Below are 23037 nucleotides of genomic sequence, written 5' to 3'. Positions count from 1 at the left end.
GTTGCAACTATAGTGCAAATCGGGCCGCCCTGCGTTCAACTCCCCAGCGGGTAAAAACGTTCGCCCTGCTGCGCCATGCGCTGCAGGCGCTCGCACGGCGCGAAGTGCTCGCCGTGCTGCTGACGCAGGTAGTCCAGCGTCTTCACCACTTTCTCGGCGCCGAGTTCATCCATATAGCGGAACGGGCCGCCAAGGAACGGCGGGAAACCGATGCCGAATACCGCACCGATGTCACCGTCGCGCGCGCTGCGGATCACGCCTTCATCCAGACAGCGCGCCGCTTCGTTCAGCATCATCATCACGCAGCGCTGGGCAATGGTCGCCGGCAGCATATGCGCCTTCGGCGTGACGCCGAGCAACGTATACAATGAGGTGTCCGCGCGCTTACGCCGCTGACGCTGCTGCCCCTCGCTCGGGTAAAGATAGAAGCCGCGGCCGTTCTTGCGCCCTTTGCGCCCGTCCTTCAGCACCGCATCGAACGCGGCAGGCGCGGCGAAGCGCGGCCCCAGCGCCTCAACCAGCACCGGAATGATCTTGGTGCCGACGTCGATGCCCACTTCGTCCAACAGGGTGATGGGGCCGACCGGGAAGCCGAAGTCCACCAGCGCTTTGTCCAGCGATTCAATGGGCTCGCCTTCCAGCAGGCAGCGCGCCGCTTCGTTGATGTACGGCGCCAGGATGCGGTTGACATAAAAACCGGCGCTGTCGCCCACCACGATGGCGGTCTTGCCCTGCTTGTGCGCCAGCGCCACGGTGGTGGCGATGGTTTGTTCGCTGGTGCCGGCGTGCGGGATCACTTCCACCAGCGGCATTTTGTCCACCGGGCTGAAGTAGTGCAGACCGATCACCTGCTGCGGCCGCTGGGCCTGTTCGGCGATTTGACCGATAGGCAGCGAGGAAGTATTGGAGGCGAACACGGTATGCGGCGCGCAGTTCGCTTCGACCTCGGCCACCATCTTCTGCTTCAGCGCCAGATCCTCAAACACCGCCTCGACCACGATATCCACCTGCTCGAAGCCGGTGTAATCGGTAGAGCCGGAGATCAGCATCATCTGTTTTTGCCGTTCCGCCGGGCGCATGCGCTTGCTGCGCACCCGCTTGCCGAGCACGTCCCAACTGTATTTCAGCGCATGATTGATGCCAGTTTCATTGATGTCTTTGATGCGAACCGGCAAACCGCCGCGCGTGGCGGTGACGCAGGCGATGCCGCCACCCATCAGGCCGCCGCCGAGAATGCCGACGCGATGCAAGGCGCGCGGCTGAGCATCGCCGCCCCGCTCTTTTTTCAGCGCGGTGGAAGCGAAGAACAGGCTGCGCAACGCCGCCGATTGCGGCGTCATCGCCAGCTCGCCAAAGGCGCGCGCTTCGGCTTCATAGCCGCTGGCGCTGCCGTGATCCAGCCCGGTGCGCACCACCTGAATGATGCGCTCCGCCGCCGGGTAGTTGCCGTGCGTTTTCGCCAACGTTTTCTTGCGCACGATGCTGAACAGCAGATTTCTGCCCAGCGGGCCGTTGAGCAGACGATCCTGCCACGGCAGCTCGCGCTGATGCTTCCAGCCCTGTTTCACCCGCTCGATGGCGGTCTGCAGCAAAATCGATTGCGGCACGGCGTCGTCCACCAGCCCCATGCGCAGCGCCTGGCGGGCGCGAATGTGCTTGCCGGTCAGGATCATGTCCAGCGCCTTGGCGGCGCCTATCAGGCGCGGCAGGCGCTGAGTGCCACCGGAGCCCGGCAGCAGGCCCAGCTGCACTTCCGGCAGACCGAGCGCGGTTTTGTCATCCAGCGAACAGACGCGGCCGTGGCAGGCCAGCGCTAATTCCAGTCCGCCGCCCAGGCAGGCGCCGTGGATGGCCGCCACCACCGGTACCGGGAAGGCGGCGATCTGCGCCAGCGTGCTCTGCCCTTTCTTGGCCAGCGTTTCCGCCTCTTTGGCGCTGGTGCAGGCGGCGATCATGGTGATATCAGCGCCGGCGATAAACGAGTCCGGCTTGCCGGAAACGATCACCAGCCCTTCCAGCGCAGTATGCTGCTGCGCGCGGATCAGCACGTCGTTAACCTGTTCGACGAACTCGGCCTTGAGCGTATTGACCTTGTCGCCCGGCACGTCGATGGTGATCACCCCGATGTTGTCGGGGCGGATCGTCAGTTGAAAGGCCGACGGTTTGGCGCGCTGCTCGTGCAATGCGTTTTCGACGCTCATCATTCCACCTCCACGATCATCGCGGCCCCTAACCCGCCGGCGGCGCAGGCGGTGGTCAGACCCAGCCCGCCGCCGCGGCGTTTCAGCTCACGCAGCGTCTGGGTAATCATGCGCGCGCCGGTGGCGGCGAACGGGTGACCATAGGCGATAGAACCGCCCAATACGTTGAATTTGTCCATGTCCACTTCGCCGATTGCCTGGCTGCGGCCAAGCTTCTCGCGGGCGAACGCTTCGCTGGCGAACATCTTCAGGTTGGCCAGCGTTTGCGCGGCGAAGGCTTCATGCATGTCGATGAGCGTCAGATCGGCCAGGCCGATGCCGGCGCGATCCAGCGCCAGCGGCGTGGCGTAGGAGGGCCCCAGCAGCATGTCTTCCCACACGTCGATGGCGGCGAAGGCGAAACTGCGCAGATAGCCGAGCGGCTGCAGCCCCAGCTCTTTGGCGCGCGATTCGCTCATCATCAGCACCGCCGCCGCGCCGTCGGTCAACGGCGTGCTGTTGGCCGCAGTGACGCTGCCGTGTTTGCGATCGAATGCCGGTTTCAGCTTGGCGTAGGAAGCCAGGCTGGAGTCTTTGCGGATATTGTTGTCTTCAGAAAGCTGAGCGCGGTAAGGCGGCACGTAGGCGGTCATGACCTCGTCGCGCAGCCACCCCTCCCGCCAGGCCTTGGCCGCCAGCTCGTGGGAACGATGCGCCAGCGCATCTTGCGCTTCACGGGTGATGCCGTGGCTTTTCGCCATCTGTTCGGCGGTATCGCCCATGCGCAGGCCGGTGGAATACTCCGCCACCGCCGGCGGCACCGGCATCAGATCGCGGAATTTCAGCCGGCTGAACAATTTGAGGCGCTGCGACAGCGTGCGCGCCTTGTTGACGTCCACCAACGTGCGCGCCAGCGCCTTGCTGACGCCGATCGGCAAGACGGAAGAAGAGTCGGCCCCGCCGGCGATGCCGACGCTGATGCTGCCGGCCATGATGCTCTCCGCCACGTTGGCGATCGCCTGGAAGCTGGTGGCGCAGGCGCGCGACACGCTGTAGGCGTCGGTATGGACGCTCATGCCGGTGCCAAGCACGATCTCACGCGCGATGTTCGGCGCCTCGGGCATTTGCACCACCTGGCCGAACACCAGCTGTTCGATCAGTTGCGGCTCGATACCGCTGCGCGCCAACAGCTCGCTCACCGCCGTTTTCCCTAAATCCACCGCCGGAATGCCGTGATAGGCGGTCGCCTGTTTGGCAAAGGGGGTACGCAGTCCATTCACAATCGCAATGCGGTCACCATGACGGGTCACCAACGGCAGTGCCTTACTCATAAATGCTCCTGAAGAAAATAACGTCAGCGCAATGGGCAGAAAGAGGTCTGACCTGATGAGGTCATTGTTAACCAAACGGTTACATTTGGCAAACCGGCAGAGATCAAAACTGCGAGCAGGCGCACTTTCTATCGGGAACGAGCTGGGAAGGAAATCCCCGGCGCGCAGCAGGCGGCGCCGGGGGTAAAGCGGGGATTAACGCAGGCCGAGCTGGAAGATCAGGGTTTCCGCCTGGCAGGCGAAGGTAAAATCGGCTTCCAATTGTACGCCGCCGTCAACCGGTTTAATGCTACTGCTGATGTCACAGGGATCGGATTCGACCGCGCGCGCCTTTTCGCTCAGGGCCGCCAGCATCGCCTCCGCATCTTGTTGATTGCTGAACACCTGGCTGTAGGATGCGGTGCAATCGGTGTTATCCATCACGGTGCCGACATCCACGCAGCAACACGCGGCGGTTTCCTGGGCGCTGCATTTATTAATTGCATCTGACATGGTTGGTTCTCCTCAAGGGCCTCTGTTATCAGCCCAAATTGCCGTTTTATTCACCGGCGCAAAGCCACAAAATTCTGTGGGTATTTTACGCTCCCAAGCCGGCAATCACTAGCACTTACTTTTACTGGGTGTTTTAAGTGATGGAAATCACAAATAAAAATGAGCGCCTGCTAAGAAATGGTAAGAATTTTGTTATTTACCACTGTCTTTTTGTTAAGCAGATCTCTTTTTTGATATCAGAGTGGAAATATTTCAAAAACAAACTTGCAACATTTTCACAGGTCAGACCTATACTTCAGCCACTGGTCTGATTTGTCTGAACGATAACGGACCCTACAATCCCGCGCTCCTTGTTACTTCGTGTAACAATAGTTTAAATAATAAACACATAATGAGGTTTTGGTCATGAGCCAGAAAAACCTATTGACTAAATCAGCTCTCGCAGCTGCAGTGGCAATTATTTCTTCAAACGTGTCTGCCGCAGGATTCCAGCTGAATGAGTTCTCATCAGCTGGTTTAGGACGTTCGTATTCTGGCGAAGGCGCCATGGCGGATACGGCGGCCTCCGCAAGCCGCAACCCGGCGTTGCTGATGATGTATACCCGCCCGGAACTCTCTTTCGGCGCAGTCTTCATCGATCCGGACGTCGATATCAGTGGCCAATCCCCTTCCGGAGCCAGTCTGGATGCGAAAAACATCGCGCCGACCGCCTGGGTGCCGAACCTGCATTATGTTCACCCGATTAACGATCAATTCGCCGTAGGCGGCTCGGTCACCAGCAACTTCGGTTTGGCGACCGAATATAACAACGGTTATGCGGCGGGCTCCATGGGCGGCAAAACCGATCTGGAAACCCTGAACCTGAACCTGAGCGGCGCTTATCGCCTGAACAAAAACTTCAGCTTCGGTCTGGGTTTTGACGCCGTCTACGCCAAGGCTAAACTCGAGCGTTACGCCGGCGATCTGCCAAAATTGATCGCCGGTTCAGGCAAATTGCCGCCACAGTTGGCCGGCCCGGTTTCGCAGATCCCGGCAGATACCCAAATTTCTCACCTGAAAGGCGACGAATGGGGCTTCGGCTGGAACGCCGGTATTCTCTACGAAGTGGATGAAAACAACCGTTACGGCTTCACCTATCGCTCTGAAGTCAAAATCGACTTCGACGGCGATTACAAGAGCAGCCTGCCTTCAGCCTTCAACCCGCTGCTGGCCTCTCAAGGCCTGCCATGGGGCACCAACGGCACCACCATCCCGGGTTCTCTGAGCCTGCACCTGCCTGAAATGTGGGAGCTGTCCGGTTACAACAAAGTGGCGCCGCAGTGGGCCGTTCACTACAGCCTGGCCTACACCAGCTGGAGCCAGTTCCAAGAGCTGAAAGCCACCGGCAACAACGGCCAGACGCTGTTCCAGAAGCATGAAGGCTTCAAAGACGCTTACCGCATCGCGCTGGGCACCACCTACTTCTACGACGATAACTGGACCTTCCGTACCGGTATCGCCTTCGATGACAGCCCGGTGCCTGCCCAAAACCGTTCGATCTCCATTCCCGATCAGGACCGTTTCTGGCTGAGTGCCGGTACTACCTATGCGTTCAACAAAGACGCCTCGGTCGACGTCGGCGTGTCCTACATGCACGGCCAGAAAGTCACCATCAATGAAGGTCCTTACACCTTCACCTCCGAAGGCAAGGCCTGGCTGTACGGCGCCAACTTCAACTACCGCTTCTAATCTCGCCTGAGATGGATGCCAAAGCGCCCCACGGGGCGCTTTTTCTTTGCCTGTCGCTCGCCGCGGGCGTAAAAAAACCCGCCAGACGGCGGGTTTTCATGGGCATAAGGCCGGCGGTTACTGCGAGTCGATCTCGTCCAGATCGCCCTGAATCGCCTTGGCGTTCGGGTTCTCTTCCGGCTTGAGCGAACCGCCGTTGGCGATGAAGTCGTGGCGCTGGAAGTAAGCTTCGCGCACCATGACATAAGGATCGGAGGAGTTGCGCAGCAGGCCGTCGGAATCCAGCAGTTGAGCGCGAGTTTCGATACCCTCGACCACCCATTTGCCCGCCGACATCCAGAAAGTCAGGTAGCTCAGCATCGGATACAGCGTATCCGCAAAGTCGCCGCCGTCTTCACGCAGGGTAAAGCTGCCGTAGCCCGGCAGCATCACGTACGGACCGTAGCCCACATCGTAATGCCCCAACGTGCTGCCGAAACGGTTCGGCTCTTCGCGCGCCAGTTTCGGGTTGGCCATGCCGGCCACGTCGATCAGGCCGCCCATCCCGAGCAGGGTGTTCAGGAAGAAACGGTTGAAGTGGATCATCCCGCGGTAAGGATCCCCCTTCAGGAAGGCGTTGACCATGCTGGCCGGCTCTTCCAGGTTAGAGGTGAAGTTGCTGATGCCGTTACGCGCCGGCATCGGCACGTAGTCACGCCAGGCCACCGCGACCGGACGCAGGATATAAGGATCCAGGACGTTGTAGTTGAAGTCGAACATCGTCCGGTTAAATCCTTCCAGAGGATCGGAACGCCCTTGCGGCTCATTGTCTGGCGCGCTGGCACAGCCCACCAGTAATGCCGCTGCGAATGCCACCCCAGTCAGGCGAAAGTTCATATTTTTCTCCATAAAAACACGTTCGGTCTTATTTTTCAGGGACCTGCTTGTTTATCTGAACGCTAACCTGCTCTTTGCCGCTGAATGTCTGCAGCGAGCTTTCGCCGAACCAGTCCCCCGGCTGCGGCGTGGCCAATCCGTCCTGTGAGAGGCGCACACGCACCTGCACCTGATGCTGTGCCGAGAGTAGACGCTCGGGCATCATGGCGTTGCTGTCGTCCAGAGAGAAAGACAGCGGAAAACGGCTCAACGGCAATTGTTTTACCGCGACCGGCACCGGGCTGACGCCGTCGGTCACCGAGATAACCAGCGTCCCCTGCGGCGGCATGGCTTTCGCCGCCTGCGGTGACAGTGAAACAGTCACATTCAGTTTAACAGTTTCTCCGCCGGCCTGGGCTTTTGCTTGTGCAATACTGCGCTTTATCACTTCCGCGCGCGGATCGTTAGCCGGCAGCAGCTGCAGCATCACTTGCCAGGCGCCGATCGCCTGTTTGAAATCGCCCTGTTCGAAAGCGTTGAACGCCAACAGGCTGAGCACCCGCGGATCGCTGTGATTTTCCGCGATCATGCGCCGCAACAGCTGCGTCGCCTGCTTGTTATCCTCCGGATCGTTGGATCGCGTCAAGACCTCGGCATAGCCGAGCCGCACTTCCAGACTATTCGGATCCAATTGATAGGCATGAGCAAACGCCTGCGTGGCGGTGGTGGCGTTGTTCAACGCCATGCCGACGCGCCCCAGCATCATCCAGTCATTGATATTGCGATCGTCCTGCTGTAGCTCGGTGCGCAGCCCCAGCCCGAGGCGAGCGATCTCTTCCATGCTCAGCGGTTTGGCGCGCTCATTGGCGACGCGCTCACGCAATTCCGGCATTTGCGCCTGCACCAGACGCCAATCCAGCACCTGCGCCAACCCGCCGGTTTTCAGATAAAAGCCAACGGTCACCGCCAGCAATAACAGCACGCCCGGCACTAACGCCCAACGGTTGATCGGTTTCGCCTGCTCTGCCTGTTCGACGGGGATGTCGTTCAACAGGTTCTGTTGCAGCTCTTTAACCAGCTCCGGGCGCTCGGCCACCACGCCCTGCTGCTCGTCCTGCTCCAGTTCGCTGAGGCGATCCTGATAGAACGCCTTGTTCAGCGCATCGCGCGTAGCGGCGCTCTGCTTGCCGTGGCGCATCGCCGGCACCACCAGCAACGCGGCGGCGCCGGCCAGCAACACGCAAATAATCAGCCAAAAAGCCATTAGGGTTTCTTCCTGTCAGTCTCTTGCAACAACGCCGCCAGGCGCTGCCGTTCCCGTTCGGAGAATTCATCGTCCACCGCCGCGTCGGGCCGGCGACGGGTGCGCAGGATCACCACCGCCCCGCCTATCAGCACGAACAGCAGCGGGCCGATCCACAAGATCAGCGTCGCCGGCGTTACCGGCGGTTCGTAGGTGACGAAATTGCCATAACGCGCCACCATGTAATCGATGATCTGCTGCTTGCTTTGCCCCTGCATCATCAGCTCGTACACCTTGGTGCGCATGTCTGCGGCGATAATGGCGTTGGAATCGGCAATGCTGTTGTTCTGGCATTTCGGGCAGCGCAGCTGTTCGGTCAACTCGCGATACTGTTGCTCCTGCTCGACGGAGTTGAAGCGATAGGTATCGATCGCCGCAGCGGCGCTCCAGCTCAGCAATGCGGCGAACAGCAGGGCAATCAGCCTCATGCCTCACCCCCGTACTTTCTATACAGCGGCAGCACTTCCTGCTGCCAGACGCGCTCGTTCATGTCGCCGGCATGGCGATAGCGAATGATCCCCTGTCCGTCGATAAGGAAGGTCTCAGGCGCGCCGTACACCCCGAGATCCAATCCCAGCATGCCGTCGCCGTCGTACAGGCTGAGCGCATAGGGATTGCCGAGGGAATTAAGCCAGGTCACCGCCTTGGCGCGATCGTCTTTATAGTTCAGGCCGACCACCCGCACGCCGCGCGCCGCCAGCGTATTGAGATACTGGTGTTCCGCGCGGCAGGTCGGGCACCAGGTGGCCCAGACGTTGAGCAATATCGGCTTGCCGTCGCGCAGCACCGCCTGATCGTAGGTTTTGCCCGGCTGATCCAACGATTCCAGCCTGAAGGTCGGCACCGGTTTGCCGATCAGCGCCGACTCCAGCATGGTCGGATCTTCGCCGCCGGCGTTGCGCGTCAGTTGCACCATCAGGGCCGCCACCAGCAGCAGGAAGAGCACCAACGGGATAAACAGCAGCTTACGCTTCATGATTGCGCCTCCAGCTTGCCTTCACGCTTGAGCTTTTTGCTCATGCGATAACGCGGATCGAGAATGCACAGCAGGCCGCCGAGCGCCATAAAGACGCCGCCGAACCAGATCCAGCGCACGAAGGGTTTGTAATACAGACGCACCGCCCAGGAGCCGTCTTCCAGCTCCTCGCCCAGCGCTGCGTACAGATCGCGGCTGAACCCGCCGTCGATCGCCGCCTCGGTCATCATGCTGCGCGCCACGCTGTAGTAGCGTTTCTCCGCGTGCAGCGTCGCCTCCGGCTTGCCGTTGCGCGTGACGTCGATGATGCCGACGCCACCGCTGTAGTTCGGGCCGCGAATGTCGTGCACGTCGCGGAACACGAAGTGATAGTTGTGGATATCCACGCTGTCGCCGGCCTTCATCCGCACGTCGCGCTCCACGCTGTAGTTCTGGCTGAAGGCGATGCCGATCACCGTCACCGCCACGCCGAGGTGGCCGAGCACCATGCCCCAGTGGCTACGGGACAGCTGCCGCAGGCCGCGCCAGAAACCGTGACGATGGGTGGCGCGCTCATGCAGCTCCATCAGCGTCAGGATGATCACCCACAGCGCCATAATCAGGCCCACCACCGTCATGCCGGCGATGCTGTCCTGCAACAGCCACGGCAGCAGAATCGACAGCACCAGCGTCACCAGCAGCGCCACGCCGAGGCGGCGCCACAGCTTGCCCGGCTCATCGCGGCGCCAGCGCACCAGCGGCCCGATGCCCAACAGCAGCGCCAGCGGCGCCATCAGCCAGGTGAACATGGTGTTGAAGAACGGCTCGCCGATCGAAATGCTGCCCAGCCCCAACTGTTTGTGCACCAACGGCAGCAGCGTGCCCAACAGCACCACCAGCATGGCGGCGATCAGCAGCACGTTGTTGCCCAGCAGGAAGGTCTCGCGCGAGAAGGTCTCGTGCTGCACCCGGCTGCGCACCTGCCCGCCCTTGACCGCGTACAGCAGCAGCGAACCGCCGATGACGATCACCAGATAGGCGAGAATAAACATGCCGCGCGCCGGATCGGAGGCGAAGGAGTGCACCGAGACCAGCACGCCGGAGCGCACCAGGAAGGTGCCCAGCAGGCACAGCGAGAAAGCGGTGATCGCCAGCAACACCGTCCAGGCTTTGAACGTGCCGCGTTTCTCGGTCACCGCCAGCGAATGCATCAGCGCGGTGCCGGCCAGCCACGGCATAAAGGAAGCGTTCTCCACCGGATCCCAGAACCACCAGCCGCCCCAGCCCAGCTCATAGTAGGCCCAGGCCGATCCGAGCACGATGCCCAGCGTGAGGAACACCCAGGCGGCGGTGGTCCACGGGCGCGACCAGCGCGCCCAGGCGGTGTCGAGCCGGCCGGCCATCAGCGAGGCGATGGCGAACGCGAAGGCGACCGAGAAGCCGACATAGCCCATGTACAGCAGCGGCGGGTGGAAGATCAGGCCGATATCCTGCAGCAGCGGGTTGAGATCGCTGCCGTCGATCGGGAAGTTAGGCAACGTGCGGGTGAACGGGTTGGAGGTCATGATGATGAACAGCAGGAAGCCGGCGGTGATCATGCCCATCACCGACAACACCCGCGCCACCGCGTCCTGTGGCATCGCCCGGCTGCACAACGCCACCGCCAGCGACCAGCAGCTCAGCAGCAGCACCCACAGCAGCAGCGAACCTTCGTGCGCCCCCCAGGTGGCGGCGATGCGGTAATACACCGGCAGTTGGGTATTGGAGTTGGTGGCCACGTAGGCGACGGTAAAATCATTGACCACGAAGGCATGCACCAGGCACAGGAACGCCAGCGCAATCGCGGCGAACATGCCGTAGGTCAGCGGGCGGGCCACCGCCATCATGCGGCTGTCCTGCCGCGCCGCGCCCCACTGCGGGTAAATGCTCAGCAGCAGCGCGATCGCCAGTGCCAGGCACAGCAGAAAACTGCCCAGTTCCGGCATCATGACTTGGCGCCCTCCGCCTGCGGCGCGTTATACGCTTCCGCCGGCCCTTTGTGATTCTCTTTCATCGCGTCGGCCACTTCCGGCGGGGTGTATTTTTCGTCGTGCTTGGCCAGCACTTCGCGCGCGTTGACCACGTTGCCCTCGCCCAGCACGCCCTGCGCCACCACGCCCTGCCCTTCGCGGAACAGGTCCGGCAGAATGCCGGTGTAGGTCACGCCGATCGCGCCGCGCGCATCGTAAATCTTGAAGCTGACCTGCAGCGTATTGGGATCGCGTTTCACCGAGCCGGGCATCACCATGCCGCCGATGCGCAGCCGCTGGCCGACCTCGGGCTTCTCATGGTTTTCGCCCTTGCCCTGCAGGATTTCACCCGGGGTGTAGAACAGATCGATGTTGGAGCGCAGCGCGTACAGCATCAGGGTCGCGGTCAGCGCGATGCCGATCAGCACAACGATCGCCAGATAAAGGCGGCTTTTACGACGTGGATTCACAATGATTTCTCCCGCGGTGCGGCGGATTTTTGTTTTGATTGCTGCGCATGGCGAATGCGCCGCTCGCGCGCCTGACGGCGGCCGATCTCGGCGAGCAACTGCCGCCGCTGCCAGACGGTGTGCGCCACCAGCCCCAACAGCGAAATCAGCGTGGCGGCGACCGCCAGCCAAACATAGAAGGCGTAACCGCCCATGGCGAAAAACGCCGACCAGGAATCGAACGCGGCATTCATGACTGACGCTCCTTATTCACCAGCCCGGCGACCCACGGGCGCTGGCGCTCCTGGAACAAGATCAGATTGCGCAGGCGCATCAGCGTCAGCGTGACGAACAGCAGCAGGTAACCGAGGATCGCCCAGCGCAGCGGGGTGCGCATGCTGGGCGCGATAGACTGCTGCATGTTGGTCGAGCCCTGATGCAGCGTATTCCACCATTCGACGGAGAAATGGATGATCGGAATGTTCACCACGCCCACCAGCACCAGAATGCCGGCGGCCCGGCCCGCCAGGCGACGGTCTTCAAAAGCGTTATACAGCGCGATGACACCCATATAGAGGAACAGCAGCACCAGCTCGGAGGTCAGACGCGCATCCCACACCCACCAGGTGCCCCACATCGGCTTGCCCCAGGCGGAGCCGGTCACCAGCGCGATAAAGGTGAACACCGCGCCGATCGGCGCCATCGCCGCCACCACGGTATCGGACATTTTCATCTGCCACACCAGGCCGATGAAAGCCGCCACCGCCATCGAGGCGTAGATGCCCATCGACCACATGGCCGCCGGCACGTGAATATAAATGATGCGGAAGCTGTCGCCCTGCTGATAATCCTTCGGCGCGAAACCAAAGCCCCATGCCCAGCCAAGCAGCAGGCAGGCCGCCGCCGCCAGCCCCAGCCAGGGGATAAAGCGGCCGCAGACGTGATACAGCCGTTCAGGCCGCGCCAGTTGATGTAACCATTTCCACATTGTCGTCAGTGCTCACGGTAATTTTTATGCGTCGGCCGCTCCGAGCGTTCGAAACGGCGAAAATCTTCTGCGGGGTACGCTCTTGTCGGCCTTGCCCCGTCTGTTCATTCAATACGTTAGCTAGTGCACGCTCACTCGCAGCGCCGCCGCGGTGGCAAACGGCGCCAATGTCACGCTGCCCGCCAGCATCGCGCCGAGTATCGCCAGATAACCGTCGATCGGCATGCCCATCGAGGCGGCGTCGATCGCGCCGGTGGCGAAGATCAGCACCGGGATATACAGCGGCAGCACCAGCAGGCTGAGCAGCACGCCCCCTTTGCGCAGGCCGACGGTCAGCCCCACGCCGATAGCGCCGATCAGACTCAGCGTCGGCGTGCCGAGCAGCAGCGTACCCGCCACCGCCAGCCAGGTTTGCATATCGAGCGACAGCAGCAGCGCCACCAGCGGCGACAGGATCAGCAGCGGCAATCCCGTCACAACCCAGTGAGCACACACTTTGCCCAGCACCGTCATCGGCAGCGGCGTCGGCAGCAGCAACAGCTGCTCCAGCGAACCGTCGAGAAAGTCGTCGCGAAACAGCCGCTCCAGCGACAGCAGCGAAGCCAGCAGCGCCGCCACCCACACGATGCCCGGCGCAATGCGCGCCAGCAGCTGCGGTTCAGGGCCAATCCCCAGCGGGAACAGCGTGATCACAATCAGGAAAAACCACAGTGGGTTGACGATCTCCGACCCTTTACGGCAGGCGATCTTCAATTCGCGACGCACCAGAGTCAAAAACATCACAAACTCCCCGCGTCGTGTTCCGCCAAACGAATTTTGCCCACCGTTTGGCTGACGCCGGCCAAATCCTGATGCGTGGTCAACAATACCATGCCGCCCCGCTGCGCATGTTGTTCAAAAAGGCTAATCAACTCGGCCACGCCCTGTTTATCGATTGCCGTCAACGGTTCATCGAGGATCCACAGCGGCGCCGCGCTGAGCCACAATCGCGCCAGCGCCACCCGCCGCTGTTGCCCGGCCGAAAGCTGCGCCACCGGCAGATCTTCGTACCCCACCAACCCCACCTGCTCCAGCGCGCGCCAGATGGCCTGATGCTCGGCCGCGCCGCGCACCGCCTGATAAAACTGCAGATTTTCAAAGGGTGTCAATACGGCTTTGATGCCCGGTTGATGGCCGATAAACAGCAAATCTTGCTGATACGCCGCGCGATCGCGCAGCGTGTTGCGCCCGCGCCAGCACACCTCACCGCCGTCCGGCCGCGCCAGACCGGCGAGGATGCGCAGCAAACTGGTCTTGCCCGCGCCGTTCGGCCCTTCTACCTGAATGATATCGCCCGGCTGAACTGAAAAGCTTAGCTCGCTAAACAGGATGCGCTCATCGCGCACGCAACTCAGACTTTTGGCTTCCAGCATCAGGGAACTCATATTTTTCTTTGGGATAGCGAATCATAGCATAAGCCTTTCCCCACACGCAGCCTGCGGCGGGCGCGCCGAGGGGCCAATATGGCGAGCAGGATCAAGAATGCGTGGAAAAAATCGGCGGATTTTAACTCTTGTTACCTTTTTCTGTATTTCGCCGCATTTAGGCCGGGCAACTACGCTTAATGACGTGAACTCACCCTTATTGAGCAGGAGCGACAGCATGAACGAACAGCCACGCCAGGAGCACGAGCCGGATGAGACAATGCAGGTAGAGAGCGAAGAGCAGGAACAGGGCAAACGCGAAATCGAAGTCAGGGAAGAAAATTTGCCTTCGCGCGCGGCGGCGGTGCATGAGCAGATCCGGATGGAAGGCGAAAAAGAGCTGGAGCGCGACGGGCTGGCGCTGCTGTGGTCGGCGATCGCCGCCGGGCTGTCGATGGGCGCCTCGCTGGCGGCGAAAGGCATTTTCCACGCCCGCTTGCCGGACGATCCCAGCCGCTTTTTCATTGAGAACCTCGGCTACACCTTCGGTTTTATCATTGTCATTATGGCGCGCCAGCAGCTGTTTACCGAAAACACCGTCACGGCGGTGTTGCCGATCATGCATAAGCCCACGCCGCGCAACCTGCTTATCCTGCTGCGCCTGTGGGGCGTGGTGCTGCTCGGCAATCTGATCGGCACCGCGCTGGCGGCGCTGGCGTTTACCCATATGCCGCTGTTCGACGCCGAAACGCGCCGCGCCTTCATCAGTCTGGGTGAAGAGGTGATGCGCCATACGCCGGGAGAAATGTTCGCCAACGGCATCCTGGCCGGCTGGATCATCGCCACCATGGTATGGATGTTCCCGGCCGCCAGCGCGGCGAAAATCTGGGTGATCGTGTTGATGACCTACCTGGTGGCGATTTGCGATTTGACGCATATCGTGGTCGGCTCGGTGGAGATCCTGTATCTGGTGTTCAACGGCGCGATGGGATGGCAAGCATTCGTTTATCCGTTCGCCCTGCCGACGCTGGCGGGCAACATCATCGGCGGCACCTTTATCTTTGCGCTGATAAGCCACGCGCAAATCCGCAACGATTTGAGCGCCAAAAATAAGGCGGCGCGCCTGCAAGAGGAAAAACGGCGCCACGGCGGGGAAAAACCGTGATCGCCGTCGGTTAGCCGAGGAAATTTCGGCGCGAACTGGCGAGGTATTGAGCAAACGCGCCGCTAAGCGCTTATTCTGCGGGTAAAAAAAGGTATAATGCCCCGGCAGCTTCGGTTGCCGGTCCGCAGTGTCCCCGTAGTTAAACGGATATAACAAGCCCCTCCTAAGGGCTAGTTACTGGTTCGATTCCAGTCGGGGACGCCATTTTTCCTTATCGAGCCAATGCGCATCGACCGCCCGCGGCCCCTGCTCCAATCCCTTATTCAGCCCTAATTTCATCCCTGCAGGTGCAGGCACGCCATCCAGGTCATTCCTGCCAACACGATTGGCTGATGTTCCCAATTATTGGCCATCGCATTTCCTGAAAACATGAACAGAATAAATGCCAGCATGAATTGAATGGCCCGTTTTCCTAAACCGGCGACGATGATTCGGCCAAAGGCAGACAGCCTTAAATACAGTAGCAGGAGTGCGTGGTGCCGTTTATTCATCGAATCGGGGCGATTTTCTCTATTCATGACGTCTCCTTTTCCATCACTACGTCACAGGAATAAGTATATCGACATTGATAACCTTACTATTTGAACTTTCATCTCTATATAGCTCGATAAAGAAGCTCTCCCTCATTTTGACGTTGATAGCCGGCAAGTAAGCATCATATATCCCCTCAAAAAAATTAACGTACTCAGGCAACTCGCCCATAAAGGGAATAACAATATATTTGCCCATTGGGATATAGAAGTTGAAGATGGAGTGAAAAACCGCCTGCTCCTTGCCGTTGGCATGGCATTTATTCCCCCTGCTTTTCTCTACATTATATGCCCCCCAATTTTTGCTTAGCCGTTTCTCATTAGTCTGCGCAATATCATTGGCATCTCTGTATTTCCTTATAGAATGGAAAATTAATGTTTTGTAATGCTTCAGCATCTCGATGTCATCCGGCATGACCGTATGATAGAAATAGGGTTTATTATCGTTGCCGTACGGGGGGATCTGCGTGGAAAAATCCCATCCCCGGCTGTTTCTAAAGCTGTTGGGCGTTTCGCCAAAGAAACGTTTGAATGCCCGGGTGTAGCATTGCTGAGAGGCAAACCCCGATGCCAAGGCGACATCCAATATGTTCCCTTGATGCTGTTTGAGCAAGACAGCCGATCGGCTCAGCTTTCTATTCCTGATATACGTCCCGAGCGTAATGCCAAAATAATGCTTAAACAACCGCTGTAAATGCCATTTAGAGTAACCCGAGATAATTGAAACCTTCTCAACCGAAAGCCCCTCCACAATATTCTTTTCCATATACTCCAATACTTGTAAAAGAATATCTCTTCTGTAATCCATGTGCGCTCCTTGCATTTATAAAAGCCGTATCCTTTTCATTAAAATCGTTAAGCAAAGAAATTAAGTCATTAAGATTAATCCTAAAAAATCACGCCCTCTTCTTTTTATTCTCACACCCTCCAAGAGGTCATTATATAAATAACTGAAAATGATCATGTTATATAAATCCACCCACAAGAAAATCGAAAAACAAAATTTAACGACACAAAGTGCATCTATTGAAGGAGCACTTGCGCCGCCAGTGAGAATCACACTTTCTGTTAAATTTTTTATCTTAAAGTGTTTTTTATCGCATCAATTGCATGGCCGAATAGGAATTTCATCATCAGAAATGAAATCGCATTTTATAGCCTTGATTGTTGATAACACTTATTGCAGCTAATGGGTAAAGCCTGAGCCGTGGCTAAGGAAGCTGAGAGGAATTAACGCAAAGCCTGAACATCAGGCTTAATAATCACGTGTCGCAACAGTGAGTTTCTTTTTTATCTTTCCCTGCACAGAAAAAGCGGATGCATCAACAAATCATGTTAGAGGTCATATATTGCCTTCCCGTCCCGGGGGCATTGATGCTCCCGCACCGCGCCAGCCTCTCCGCCGTCAAGCGCCAAGCCGATACGCGCCATAGTTTGTTACCGTAACCGCCCGCTCCTCAAAAAAAAGCCCAGCACGCAAAGCTGGGCTTTTCATCCAATGAGCGGATTAGTCCGTCAGGTTGTCGATTTCTGCCGCTCTGTGCTTACGCAACAGATACAGCAGCAAGGACACCCGTCGCTCGGTCCGTTCCGGGGTATCCGGCGGCAAGTTATAGCGCAAGGTGTAACGCTCGTTGTTCTCGTTGCAAAAATCGATGACCAGTACGGGCGCGGACGCTCCCGCCACTTTTCGATAATTCAGCGAGATGCACGACAGGTTTTTGCCCATCTCAACTCACCGCGACGGTACGGCGGGTTGACTCGGCAATTCGCCCCACGCCGGCGCTCAACGCAGCGCCCAGCAACAGTATCAGCAGTGAGCCCCACGCGGCGCGAGAGAGTTGCTTGGCCGCTTCATCAGCCGCTTCACGCGCTTTCTGCTCGGCCTCGGCCTTGAGTTTTTCCACCTTCTGCACCGCCTGCTGATAAGCCTGGGCGTAGTTATCGACGATTTGGCTCGCTTCATCACGGCTCTTGCCGGTACGCGCCGCAACAATATTCACCAGCGCGTCCTTATCGGCGGCGCTCAACGTCGGCTCACCGGACTGCTTAACGCGCTCGAACCACTGCTTAAGCTCGGTGGCGGCCTGCGCCGGATCGGCCGCGGCATCCACGGCCGACTGTTTGCCGTCGGCGGCCGCCCGATTGGCTTTCTGCTCCAACCGAGCCGGATCCAGCTCCGGCTTACCGCTCTGCTTAAGCGTTGCGTTCAACTGGCTTTCCAGGTTTCCCCAGTCCAGGCTGATGCCCTTTTTATCCAACTGTTGCTTCAGGCTGTCGCCCACGCTTGGCGCCGCCGCCAGGCCGCTGCCCGCCAGCGAGAGCCCTTTGCCAACCGCGTTGCCAGCCAGCCCCACCACGCCGCTCGCCAGTGACACCATCAACCAGGTGGTCAGCAAGGTGGTGATCGCCCAGCTCAGCAGGCCATGCAAGCCGCCGCGATTCGGCGCGGTGCGGCCGGCGACGAATGCGCCCGCGGCCAGCGACGCCAGCGTTGAAACCAGCAGCCAGATCCCGGTGCCGGTGCCAAATCCGCTCAGCGGGTTGCCCTTTTGCATCATATCCACGGCCTGGGCGCCGATCGCCGTCCCCAGCACGCTGAATATCAGATAAGTCACCAGCGCCACGGCACTCCCGGCCAATATAGAGCCCCATGACACCTGAAACGCAAAGCGATTTGATTCATAGACAGTGGTCATCGTTGTTCCTTATATTTTCTGGACAAGTGATTGCACGCACGGCAGAAAACCGCGCAGACAAATTCAGTCTGCCGCGCGGCATCATCGGCCGTCCCGGTTCATTTGCGCCAGAACGCCTGGTGCATTCACACCCTGCGAATACGCACGTTATGCACTAAGCTGCTCAGCGAGTAGCGTAACCCGCGGCCCCTAAAGCGGCCGCTCCCCTTCTGTCTAGCGGAGAACACATGAGCCAATCCGTCTTGGCCAGCGAAACCAACCGCGGCCACCTGCAGCAAATCATCTCCGGCTTGTCCGACGGCGTGATCCTGACGGATACCGATCAAACCCTGCTATGGGCCAACGAGGCCGCGTTAGCCATGCATGGCGTGAGCCACCAGCAAGCCCTGGGGGCCAATGCCGGCGAGTACGCGGCGCGTTTTGCCCTGCGCTATCGCAACAACCATCCGCTGGCTTTGGAGCAGTACCCTTTGAACCGGGTTGCCGATGGCGAGACCTTTACCGATGTGGTGGTGGAAGTTCGCCAGGTCGACGATCCGGACAGTTTCTGGGTGCACCGCCTGCGGAGCCTGATCGTCACCGATCCGCAGGGGCAGCCGGAGCTGCTGGCGCTGATCATGAGCGACGCGACGGAGTGGGCCAGCGCCGAACAGCGCTTTGAAAAAACCTTTAACGCCAATCCGGCGCCGGCGGTCATCTGTCGGCTCAGCGATCTGCGCTACGTCAAGGTCAATCAAGGGTTCCTTGATATGACCGGTTACCAACGTGAACAGGTCTTGGGGCGTTCGGTTTATGAACTGGACGTCCTGCAACAGGCCGAGCATAAAGAGCTGGCCGTGCAGCGCCTGGGGGAAGGCGCCACCATTCCGCAGATGGAGGCCGAGCTGAAACTGCCCGACGGAGGCAGCAAGCTGGTGGTGGTTGCCGGTCAGCCGTTGGACATCAATGAAGACGACTGCATGCTGTTCACATTTACCGATCTCGAACCCCGGCGCCAGGCTGAATCGGCGCTGCGAGAAAGTGAAGAGCGGTTCGCCAAATCTTTCCGCCTGAGCCCGGTGCCAACGCTGGTGTGCACCGCAGACGGGCGGCGCGTGCTGGATGTTAACGAAGCCTTCGTCCGCGCCATCGAATGCGACGCCGAAGCCTTAGTCGGCAAATCGGTCGACGAGATCCCGGTTTTTGACGATCCCGAGGCGGGCAGCCGTTTGTTTGCCGCCCTGGAAAAAACCGGCAATGTCGAAGGGATGGACATCCGGGTGCGCAAGAAAGGGAGCGAGTTAATCGACTGCGTGGCCTCAGCGGATGCCGTCAGCATCCATAATGCGCCCTGCTATCTGTTGGTGCTCATGGACATTACCGAACGCAAGCGCTCGGAGCTGGAGCTGGTGAACGCCATCGAGGAAGTGATGCAGGACGCCTCGTGGTTTAGCCAAACCCTGATCGAAAAACTGGCTAATGTGAAAAGCATCAATCGGTCCAACCAGGCCGGGTTTGCCGCCAGCGATCTCACCCCGCGCGAGCGCGATGTGCTGGGTTTGATCTGCGAGGGACTGCCGGACAAGAAAATCGCGGCGCGCCTCAATCTGGCGCTCAACACCATTCGCAATCATGTCGCGACGGTCTATTCCAAACTCGGCGTGCACAGCCGCAGCGAAGCCATCGTATGGGCCAGAGAACGCGGGCTGTTTACCGGCGGACCGGCCTCGATGAATGGCAAGTAGCCTGCAAATGCACTAGCCATACCGATGCAAACGCCCCTTATGAGCACCGAGTGAAGTGCATAACATGGCGGTGCAAATGCAGGCTTTCGCCCTGTGCGAACGCCAAACGGATCGAACCTAAGGAGCGCATCATAATGAACAGCGAAAAAGCCAATGGCATGATGGAAAAAGTGGCGGGCAAAGCGCAGGAAATCGCGGGCGACGTCAGCGGCAACGAACGTTGGCAGGCCGAAGGCGTCACGCGCCAGGCAGTGGGCGCGCTGCAAGAAAAATACGGCGACGCCCTGAGCTGCGCCGGCAGCATGATGAAGAAAAACCCCCTCGCTGCATTAGCCCTCATTGCCGGCGCTGGCCTGTTGGCCGGCCTGCTGCTGCGCCGCCGTTGATGCGCGCCGACCAGCACACCGTTTTTCCCTGAATGCCGCGCCCGGAGGGTCACACCGGGCGCGGTTCTTTTCGGCGATGCAATAAAGCCGGGCGAGATGAGCGACCTTATCGATTTATTCAATCAATATTCATAGAAATCCATGGCTCGCCTTTATTTCAATACAGGAAAAAGTTCTTCCATATCCTATCTATCACAGCGTCCGAAAATTATGACCTCGGCCATTTCACCCCACGTTCGATCATCATTTTTTTGATGGTCAGACATTCGTCATTATACTCCCCGCCTTCTTTGCTGCTTTTTATTTCTTTACTGACCATCTCAACTAAGGAAACGCCTTTCTTATTTATGGGGTTAGGATTAGCGCCGTTATTAAGAAGATACTTAACATTATCAAATGATGAATACCTAAAAGCATCCATCACCACGGTTTGGCCAAGAATATCTCTTGCTTCTAAGTTCGCACCATGTGCAACCAGAACCTTCAGGGTTTCTGAGTTACTGGCTTTTGACGTTTGAAATATGATAGGTAACTCGTCTACCTTGCCCCGAGCATCTGGAGACAATCCCCCATCAAGCAATGCCTTTAACCAAATACCGTTGTCTAATTTTGCCATCCATTCAGCAGGACTGGCACCGCCATTGGGGCGAGGTTGCAGTGGATCGGCTCCGGCCTTTACCAACTCAGTCGCAATCTGCAGCCGTTCCGGCGTGGCATTGTCATGAGTCGACGTCGCCAGAGCATAAAACAATAATGTCATATCGTGTTCACCGGGGCTGTTCATATCCGTCTCTTTCGCCAGCCGTTTGATGTCGCCGATATTCCCATCGCGGATAGCCTTAGCCAACACAAGCTGTTGACCTGTAAAGTAACCTTCTGGCGGCAAGTCCATTCCTTTCTCCTTACATCCGGTTGTAAGCATCAATCCAATCGCGATGAACAGCGCTGCGAACACGTTAAAAACTTGTCTCATTAAGCTTCTATATCCTGTGACCGATTGTGGCGATATCATCGTCTTTTTCCTGTTCGATACAGTCTATCACTTGTTGGATGCCATGTCGGTCACCCATATTGCCCACACCGCCATCAAGCGTGTGTTTAACACCAACGGCATCTGGCAAATGCGACGATAATTTTTCCTTCGCGGCCAATAACGCAAGGTTGCCATTAACGTCGATAAAATCTTGCCTGAGATCGACTTCCTGTAACCTCGTCAAAACTTCGCCCCTCACCCGGTAGGCGTTGATAATATCTTCACGGCCCACCAAGGAACCGCCATATTTTTCCACGGTACTCGAATTCAACCCCGCAGCATTAAATGTCCACCCTGGCTTACCACTAGCAATGGATGCAGCAGAAGCCAAACCGCCCCCCAGAGAATGCCCTGAAATATCGATTTTTGTTGTAGAGCCATCTAACCTTTTACCTATAGCAACAGCCTTTTTATAATATTCAGAGTCAGCCCCCCGACCTTGATTGAAATTATTCGTCCAGTCTTCCAGATTTTTTATCTCCGGCAGTTCACGATCGATAAATAGCTTCTTCGCCGCATTCAATTTGCCATTAGGGAGCTCAGGCATTCTTGAACCGCGGAAGACGACTGTCGGATTCATATCATCGCCAAACACGGCTCTATCAGGTGCATAAATTCTCGACAAAAAGTTTGCTTCGATCTCATTATCAAAAAGCATGTCCCTGCGAAGTTCCAATTTTTCCAAAAAACCGCCGTCATTACTCACATCCCGCCATCCTTCCGGCACGCCAGGCGTAGCCGCCAACGGATTGGTCGTGTTATAGACATTCTGCGCCAGCTTGGCCTTTTCCACCGCGACGTTATTTTGCGCCAGGCGTTGCGCCGCAATCCGCGCATCCGGATAGATACTTCGCTCCCCCCGACCAATCAGATATTTTCTCGCCTGCCAACGCTCCTGTTTGCTCATTGGGCGAGCGACCTCTTTGATAACGGTAAGGCTTGAGCCAACGGCGGCGGCCACCGCCTGCATCAGCGGCGGATTTTTAGCGGTGTTTTGTCTCGGGGGCAAGGACGTTGGTTTAGGCCTGGCGGCATATCGGCTGATCATCTCTTCATAACGTTGAATTATACGTTCGACTGGGTACTGCGGCGGCAATACACTGCCGGGATAGCGCTGCAGGCGCCCTTGCGCATTGATGAAAAACGGATATTTGACGGGGCTCCAGGCGCCGATACTTGCATCGACGGCCAGCAAACTGCCGCGTTTTAGTTCGTCAAACACGCCGCGCTTCATGCCGCTATCTTCCCGGTAACTCGATACGCCAATACCGGACTGCGTATTGCGCGTGATAGTGTGCCTGCTCGATATCGACGACATGGACGAACCGCCGAACAGGTAATGTCGCTCCAGCTCATAACGCGCATCGGCGGGATTGAGGATGCGGGCGAATTTCTCCGGCGCCAACGATTCCGACATAAAATAAATCAACTGCACAATGGCCTCCCTTCGGCTTGCTACTGGCTTTCCCTTCGTCTGTCAGTGAACGTCACTGGACGAGCCAGTTTTTCATCATACCTACAGCTCTACTTGACCGATACGTGCGTAAGAAATAACGGCCTTATTTTTCACCGTTTCTCCTTCTACGTCACATTTATCTTTAACAGATTTATGTCAGACCTCGTCAATTTCTAATTTCAGTCTGCCAGCAGACAAGTCATTTACCGATTCATGTTATCTCATCATCTTAATCCTTAAAATCTATGACGGTAATCAGTAAACAGGGTCCTGATATATAACCTGAACATATTAATCAACTTGGGTTTATCACTCATGCCATTAAGTGTTAATATTGGCGCATTGCGCGCA

23 protein-coding genes and 1 tRNA gene are annotated in these 23037 nt (G+C 58.1%); 5 read left to right on the top strand and 19 right to left on the bottom strand.

Features of this window, described 5'->3' with window-relative positions; translation table 11 throughout:
• Positions 1-35: 35 nt before the first annotated feature.
• The 3 genes from fadJ to H7A77_RS14745 form a co-directional block, all read right to left on the bottom strand.
• Positions 36-2201, bottom strand: a complete 2166-nt coding sequence (gene fadJ, locus H7A77_RS14755) for a fatty acid oxidation complex subunit alpha FadJ (protein ID WP_047025283.1) — start codon at positions 2199-2201, stop codon at positions 36-38.
• Entirely contained in the window at positions 2201-3511 is a 1311-nt protein-coding gene (gene fadI, locus H7A77_RS14750) for an acetyl-CoA C-acyltransferase FadI (RefSeq protein WP_046896287.1), read from the bottom strand. The genes fadJ and fadI overlap by 1 nt, the downstream gene beginning before the upstream one ends.
• 195 nt (positions 3512-3706) lie before the next feature.
• Positions 3707-4003, bottom strand: a complete 297-nt coding sequence (locus H7A77_RS14745; RefSeq protein ID WP_072145088.1) for a YfcZ/YiiS family protein — start codon at positions 4001-4003, stop codon at positions 3707-3709.
• Between the two features lie 405 nt (positions 4004-4408).
• Here H7A77_RS14745 and fadL point away from each other — a divergent pair, with 405 nt between their 5' ends.
• Positions 4409-5731, top strand: a complete 1323-nt coding sequence (gene fadL / locus H7A77_RS14740; protein ID WP_033651974.1) for a long-chain fatty acid transporter FadL — start codon at positions 4409-4411, stop codon at positions 5729-5731.
• Between the two features lie 117 nt (positions 5732-5848).
• Here fadL and mlaA read toward each other — a convergent pair whose 3' ends face one another.
• The 10 genes from mlaA to ccmA all read right to left on the bottom strand — a co-directional run bounded on the left by mlaA (position 5849) and on the right by ccmA (position 13702).
• Entirely contained in the window at positions 5849-6607 is a 759-nt protein-coding gene (gene mlaA / locus H7A77_RS14735) for a phospholipid-binding lipoprotein MlaA (protein WP_033643913.1), read from the bottom strand.
• Between the two features lie 28 nt (positions 6608-6635).
• Entirely contained in the window at positions 6636-7850 is a 1215-nt protein-coding gene (gene ccmI, locus H7A77_RS14730) for a c-type cytochrome biogenesis protein CcmI (RefSeq protein WP_033651975.1), read from the bottom strand.
• Positions 7850-8317, bottom strand: coding sequence for a cytochrome c-type biogenesis protein (locus H7A77_RS14725; RefSeq protein WP_033643915.1), 468 nt, complete (start codon positions 8315-8317; stop codon positions 7850-7852). The genes ccmI and H7A77_RS14725 overlap by 1 nt, the downstream gene beginning before the upstream one ends.
• Positions 8314-8865, bottom strand: coding sequence for a DsbE family thiol:disulfide interchange protein (locus tag H7A77_RS14720; RefSeq protein WP_033643916.1), 552 nt, complete (start codon positions 8863-8865; stop codon positions 8314-8316). Before H7A77_RS14720 ends, H7A77_RS14725 begins: the two co-directional genes overlap by 4 nt.
• On the bottom strand, positions 8862-10832 hold the full coding sequence (locus H7A77_RS14715) for a heme lyase CcmF/NrfE family subunit (RefSeq protein WP_033643917.1): 1971 nt from the start codon (positions 10830-10832) through the stop codon (positions 8862-8864). The genes H7A77_RS14720 and H7A77_RS14715 overlap by 4 nt, the downstream gene beginning before the upstream one ends.
• Complete coding sequence (gene ccmE / locus H7A77_RS14710; protein ID WP_004936264.1) at positions 10829-11323, bottom strand: cytochrome c maturation protein CcmE; 495 nt, start codon at positions 11321-11323, stop codon at positions 10829-10831. The genes H7A77_RS14715 and ccmE overlap by 4 nt, the downstream gene beginning before the upstream one ends.
• Positions 11320-11556, bottom strand: coding sequence for a heme exporter protein CcmD (ccmD, locus tag H7A77_RS14705; RefSeq protein ID WP_004936267.1), 237 nt, complete (start codon positions 11554-11556; stop codon positions 11320-11322). Before ccmD ends, ccmE begins: the two co-directional genes overlap by 4 nt.
• Positions 11553-12290, bottom strand: coding sequence for a heme ABC transporter permease (locus H7A77_RS14700; RefSeq protein ID WP_004936270.1), 738 nt, complete (start codon positions 12288-12290; stop codon positions 11553-11555). Before H7A77_RS14700 ends, ccmD begins: the two co-directional genes overlap by 4 nt.
• A gap of 120 nt (positions 12291-12410) precedes the next feature.
• Entirely contained in the window at positions 12411-13070 is a 660-nt protein-coding gene (gene ccmB / locus H7A77_RS14695; RefSeq protein ID WP_025303731.1) for a heme exporter protein CcmB, read from the bottom strand.
• Positions 13070-13702 (bottom strand): cytochrome c biogenesis heme-transporting ATPase CcmA, encoded by a 633-nt coding sequence (gene ccmA / locus H7A77_RS14690; protein WP_015378626.1) that lies wholly within the window; start codon positions 13700-13702, stop codon positions 13070-13072. Before ccmA ends, ccmB begins: the two co-directional genes overlap by 1 nt.
• A gap of 229 nt (positions 13703-13931) precedes the next feature.
• Between ccmA and H7A77_RS14685 the strand changes: the two genes are divergently transcribed.
• Both H7A77_RS14685 and H7A77_RS14680 read left to right on the top strand, forming a co-directional pair.
• Positions 13932-14858, top strand: coding sequence for a formate/nitrite transporter family protein (locus tag H7A77_RS14685; RefSeq protein WP_033643919.1), 927 nt, complete (start codon positions 13932-13934; stop codon positions 14856-14858).
• Between the two features lie 129 nt (positions 14859-14987).
• Positions 14988-15062: transfer RNA gene (locus tag H7A77_RS14680), tRNA-Arg, on the top strand.
• Positions 15063-15133: 71 nt separating this feature from the next.
• On the opposite strand, the gene H7A77_RS14675 is transcribed toward H7A77_RS14680, so the two are convergent.
• The 4 genes from H7A77_RS14675 to H7A77_RS14660 form a co-directional block, all read right to left on the bottom strand.
• Positions 15134-15376, bottom strand: coding sequence for a hypothetical protein (locus tag H7A77_RS14675; protein ID WP_072627250.1), 243 nt, complete (start codon positions 15374-15376; stop codon positions 15134-15136).
• A 19-nt stretch (positions 15377-15395) separates the two neighbouring features.
• Positions 15396-16196, bottom strand: a complete 801-nt coding sequence (locus H7A77_RS14670) for a helix-turn-helix domain-containing protein (RefSeq protein ID WP_047574208.1) — start codon at positions 16194-16196, stop codon at positions 15396-15398.
• A 699-nt stretch (positions 16197-16895) separates the two neighbouring features.
• Positions 16896-17117 (bottom strand): hypothetical protein, encoded by a 222-nt coding sequence (locus H7A77_RS14665; RefSeq protein ID WP_033643922.1) that lies wholly within the window; start codon positions 17115-17117, stop codon positions 16896-16898.
• A 1-nt stretch (position 17118) separates the two neighbouring features.
• Positions 17119-18087 carry a hypothetical protein gene (locus tag H7A77_RS14660; RefSeq protein ID WP_164107083.1) on the bottom strand — a complete coding sequence of 323 codons (969 nt, stop codon included), beginning with the start codon at positions 18085-18087 and terminating at the stop codon, positions 17119-17121.
• Between the two features lie 227 nt (positions 18088-18314).
• On the opposite strand from H7A77_RS14660, the gene H7A77_RS14655 reads away from it, so the two are divergent.
• A complete protein-coding gene (locus H7A77_RS14655; RefSeq protein ID WP_182074352.1) occupies positions 18315-19811 on the top strand; it encodes a PAS domain S-box protein in 1497 nt (498 codons plus the stop codon).
• 134 nt (positions 19812-19945) lie between these two features.
• A complete protein-coding gene (locus H7A77_RS14650) occupies positions 19946-20197 on the top strand; it encodes a CsbD family protein (RefSeq protein ID WP_046896277.1) in 252 nt (83 codons plus the stop codon).
• A 208-nt stretch (positions 20198-20405) separates the two neighbouring features.
• On the opposite strand, the gene H7A77_RS14645 is transcribed toward H7A77_RS14650, so the two are convergent.
• Positions 20406-21170: an ankyrin repeat domain-containing protein gene (locus H7A77_RS14645; RefSeq protein ID WP_255443876.1), complete on the bottom strand. Its 765-nt coding sequence runs from the start codon at positions 21168-21170 to the stop codon at positions 20406-20408.
• A 7-nt stretch (positions 21171-21177) separates the two neighbouring features.
• Positions 21178-22665, bottom strand: coding sequence for a phospholipase (locus H7A77_RS14640; protein WP_182074351.1), 1488 nt, complete (start codon positions 22663-22665; stop codon positions 21178-21180).
• Positions 22666-23037: the final 372 nt, after the last annotated feature.

The sequence above is a fragment of the Serratia sp. ME47 genome (assembly GCF_903970925.1).
GTDB lineage: Bacteria > Pseudomonadota > Gammaproteobacteria > Enterobacterales > Enterobacteriaceae > Serratia > Serratia ureilytica.
This window is presented reverse-complemented; position numbering and strand designations above follow the sequence as displayed.

Bases quoted from the DNA above. Each gene is read 5' to 3' on its own strand.
- fadJ (WP_047025283.1), bottom strand. From the start codon at position 2,201: ATGAGCGTCGAAAACGCATTGCACGAGCAGCGCGCCAAACCGTCGGCC.
- fadI (WP_046896287.1), bottom strand. From the start codon at position 3,511: ATGAGTAAGGCACTGCCGTTGGTGACCCGTCATGGTGACCGCATTGCG.
- H7A77_RS14745 (WP_072145088.1), bottom strand. From the start codon at position 4,003: ATGTCAGATGCAATTAATAAATGCAGCGCCCAGGAAACCGCCGCGTGT.
- fadL (WP_033651974.1), top strand. From the start codon at position 4,409: ATGAGCCAGAAAAACCTATTGACTAAATCAGCTCTCGCAGCTGCAGTG.
- mlaA (WP_033643913.1), bottom strand. From the start codon at position 6,607: ATGAACTTTCGCCTGACTGGGGTGGCATTCGCAGCGGCATTACTGGTG.
- ccmI (WP_033651975.1), bottom strand. From the start codon at position 7,850: ATGGCTTTTTGGCTGATTATTTGCGTGTTGCTGGCCGGCGCCGCCGCG.
- H7A77_RS14725 (WP_033643915.1), bottom strand. From the start codon at position 8,317: ATGAGGCTGATTGCCCTGCTGTTCGCCGCATTGCTGAGCTGGAGCGCC.
- H7A77_RS14720 (WP_033643916.1), bottom strand. From the start codon at position 8,865: ATGAAGCGTAAGCTGCTGTTTATCCCGTTGGTGCTCTTCCTGCTGCTG.
- H7A77_RS14715 (WP_033643917.1), bottom strand. From the start codon at position 10,832: ATGATGCCGGAACTGGGCAGTTTTCTGCTGTGCCTGGCACTGGCGATC.
- ccmD (WP_004936267.1), bottom strand. From the start codon at position 11,556: ATGAATGCCGCGTTCGATTCCTGGTCGGCGTTTTTCGCCATGGGCGGT.
- H7A77_RS14700 (WP_004936270.1), bottom strand. From the start codon at position 12,290: ATGTGGAAATGGTTACATCAACTGGCGCGGCCTGAACGGCTGTATCAC.
- ccmB (WP_025303731.1), bottom strand. From the start codon at position 13,070: ATGTTTTTGACTCTGGTGCGTCGCGAATTGAAGATCGCCTGCCGTAAA.
- ccmA (WP_015378626.1), bottom strand. From the start codon at position 13,702: ATGCTGGAAGCCAAAAGTCTGAGTTGCGTGCGCGATGAGCGCATCCTG.
- H7A77_RS14685 (WP_033643919.1), top strand. From the start codon at position 13,932: ATGAACGAACAGCCACGCCAGGAGCACGAGCCGGATGAGACAATGCAG.
- H7A77_RS14675 (WP_072627250.1), bottom strand. From the start codon at position 15,376: ATGAATAGAGAAAATCGCCCCGATTCGATGAATAAACGGCACCACGCA.
- H7A77_RS14670 (WP_047574208.1), bottom strand. From the start codon at position 16,196: ATGGATTACAGAAGAGATATTCTTTTACAAGTATTGGAGTATATGGAA.
- H7A77_RS14665 (WP_033643922.1), bottom strand. From the start codon at position 17,117: ATGGGCAAAAACCTGTCGTGCATCTCGCTGAATTATCGAAAAGTGGCG.
- H7A77_RS14660 (WP_164107083.1), bottom strand. From the start codon at position 18,087: ATGACCACTGTCTATGAATCAAATCGCTTTGCGTTTCAGGTGTCATGG.
- H7A77_RS14655 (WP_182074352.1), top strand. From the start codon at position 18,315: ATGAGCCAATCCGTCTTGGCCAGCGAAACCAACCGCGGCCACCTGCAG.
- H7A77_RS14650 (WP_046896277.1), top strand. From the start codon at position 19,946: ATGAACAGCGAAAAAGCCAATGGCATGATGGAAAAAGTGGCGGGCAAA.
- H7A77_RS14645 (WP_255443876.1), bottom strand. From the start codon at position 21,170: ATGAGACAAGTTTTTAACGTGTTCGCAGCGCTGTTCATCGCGATTGGA.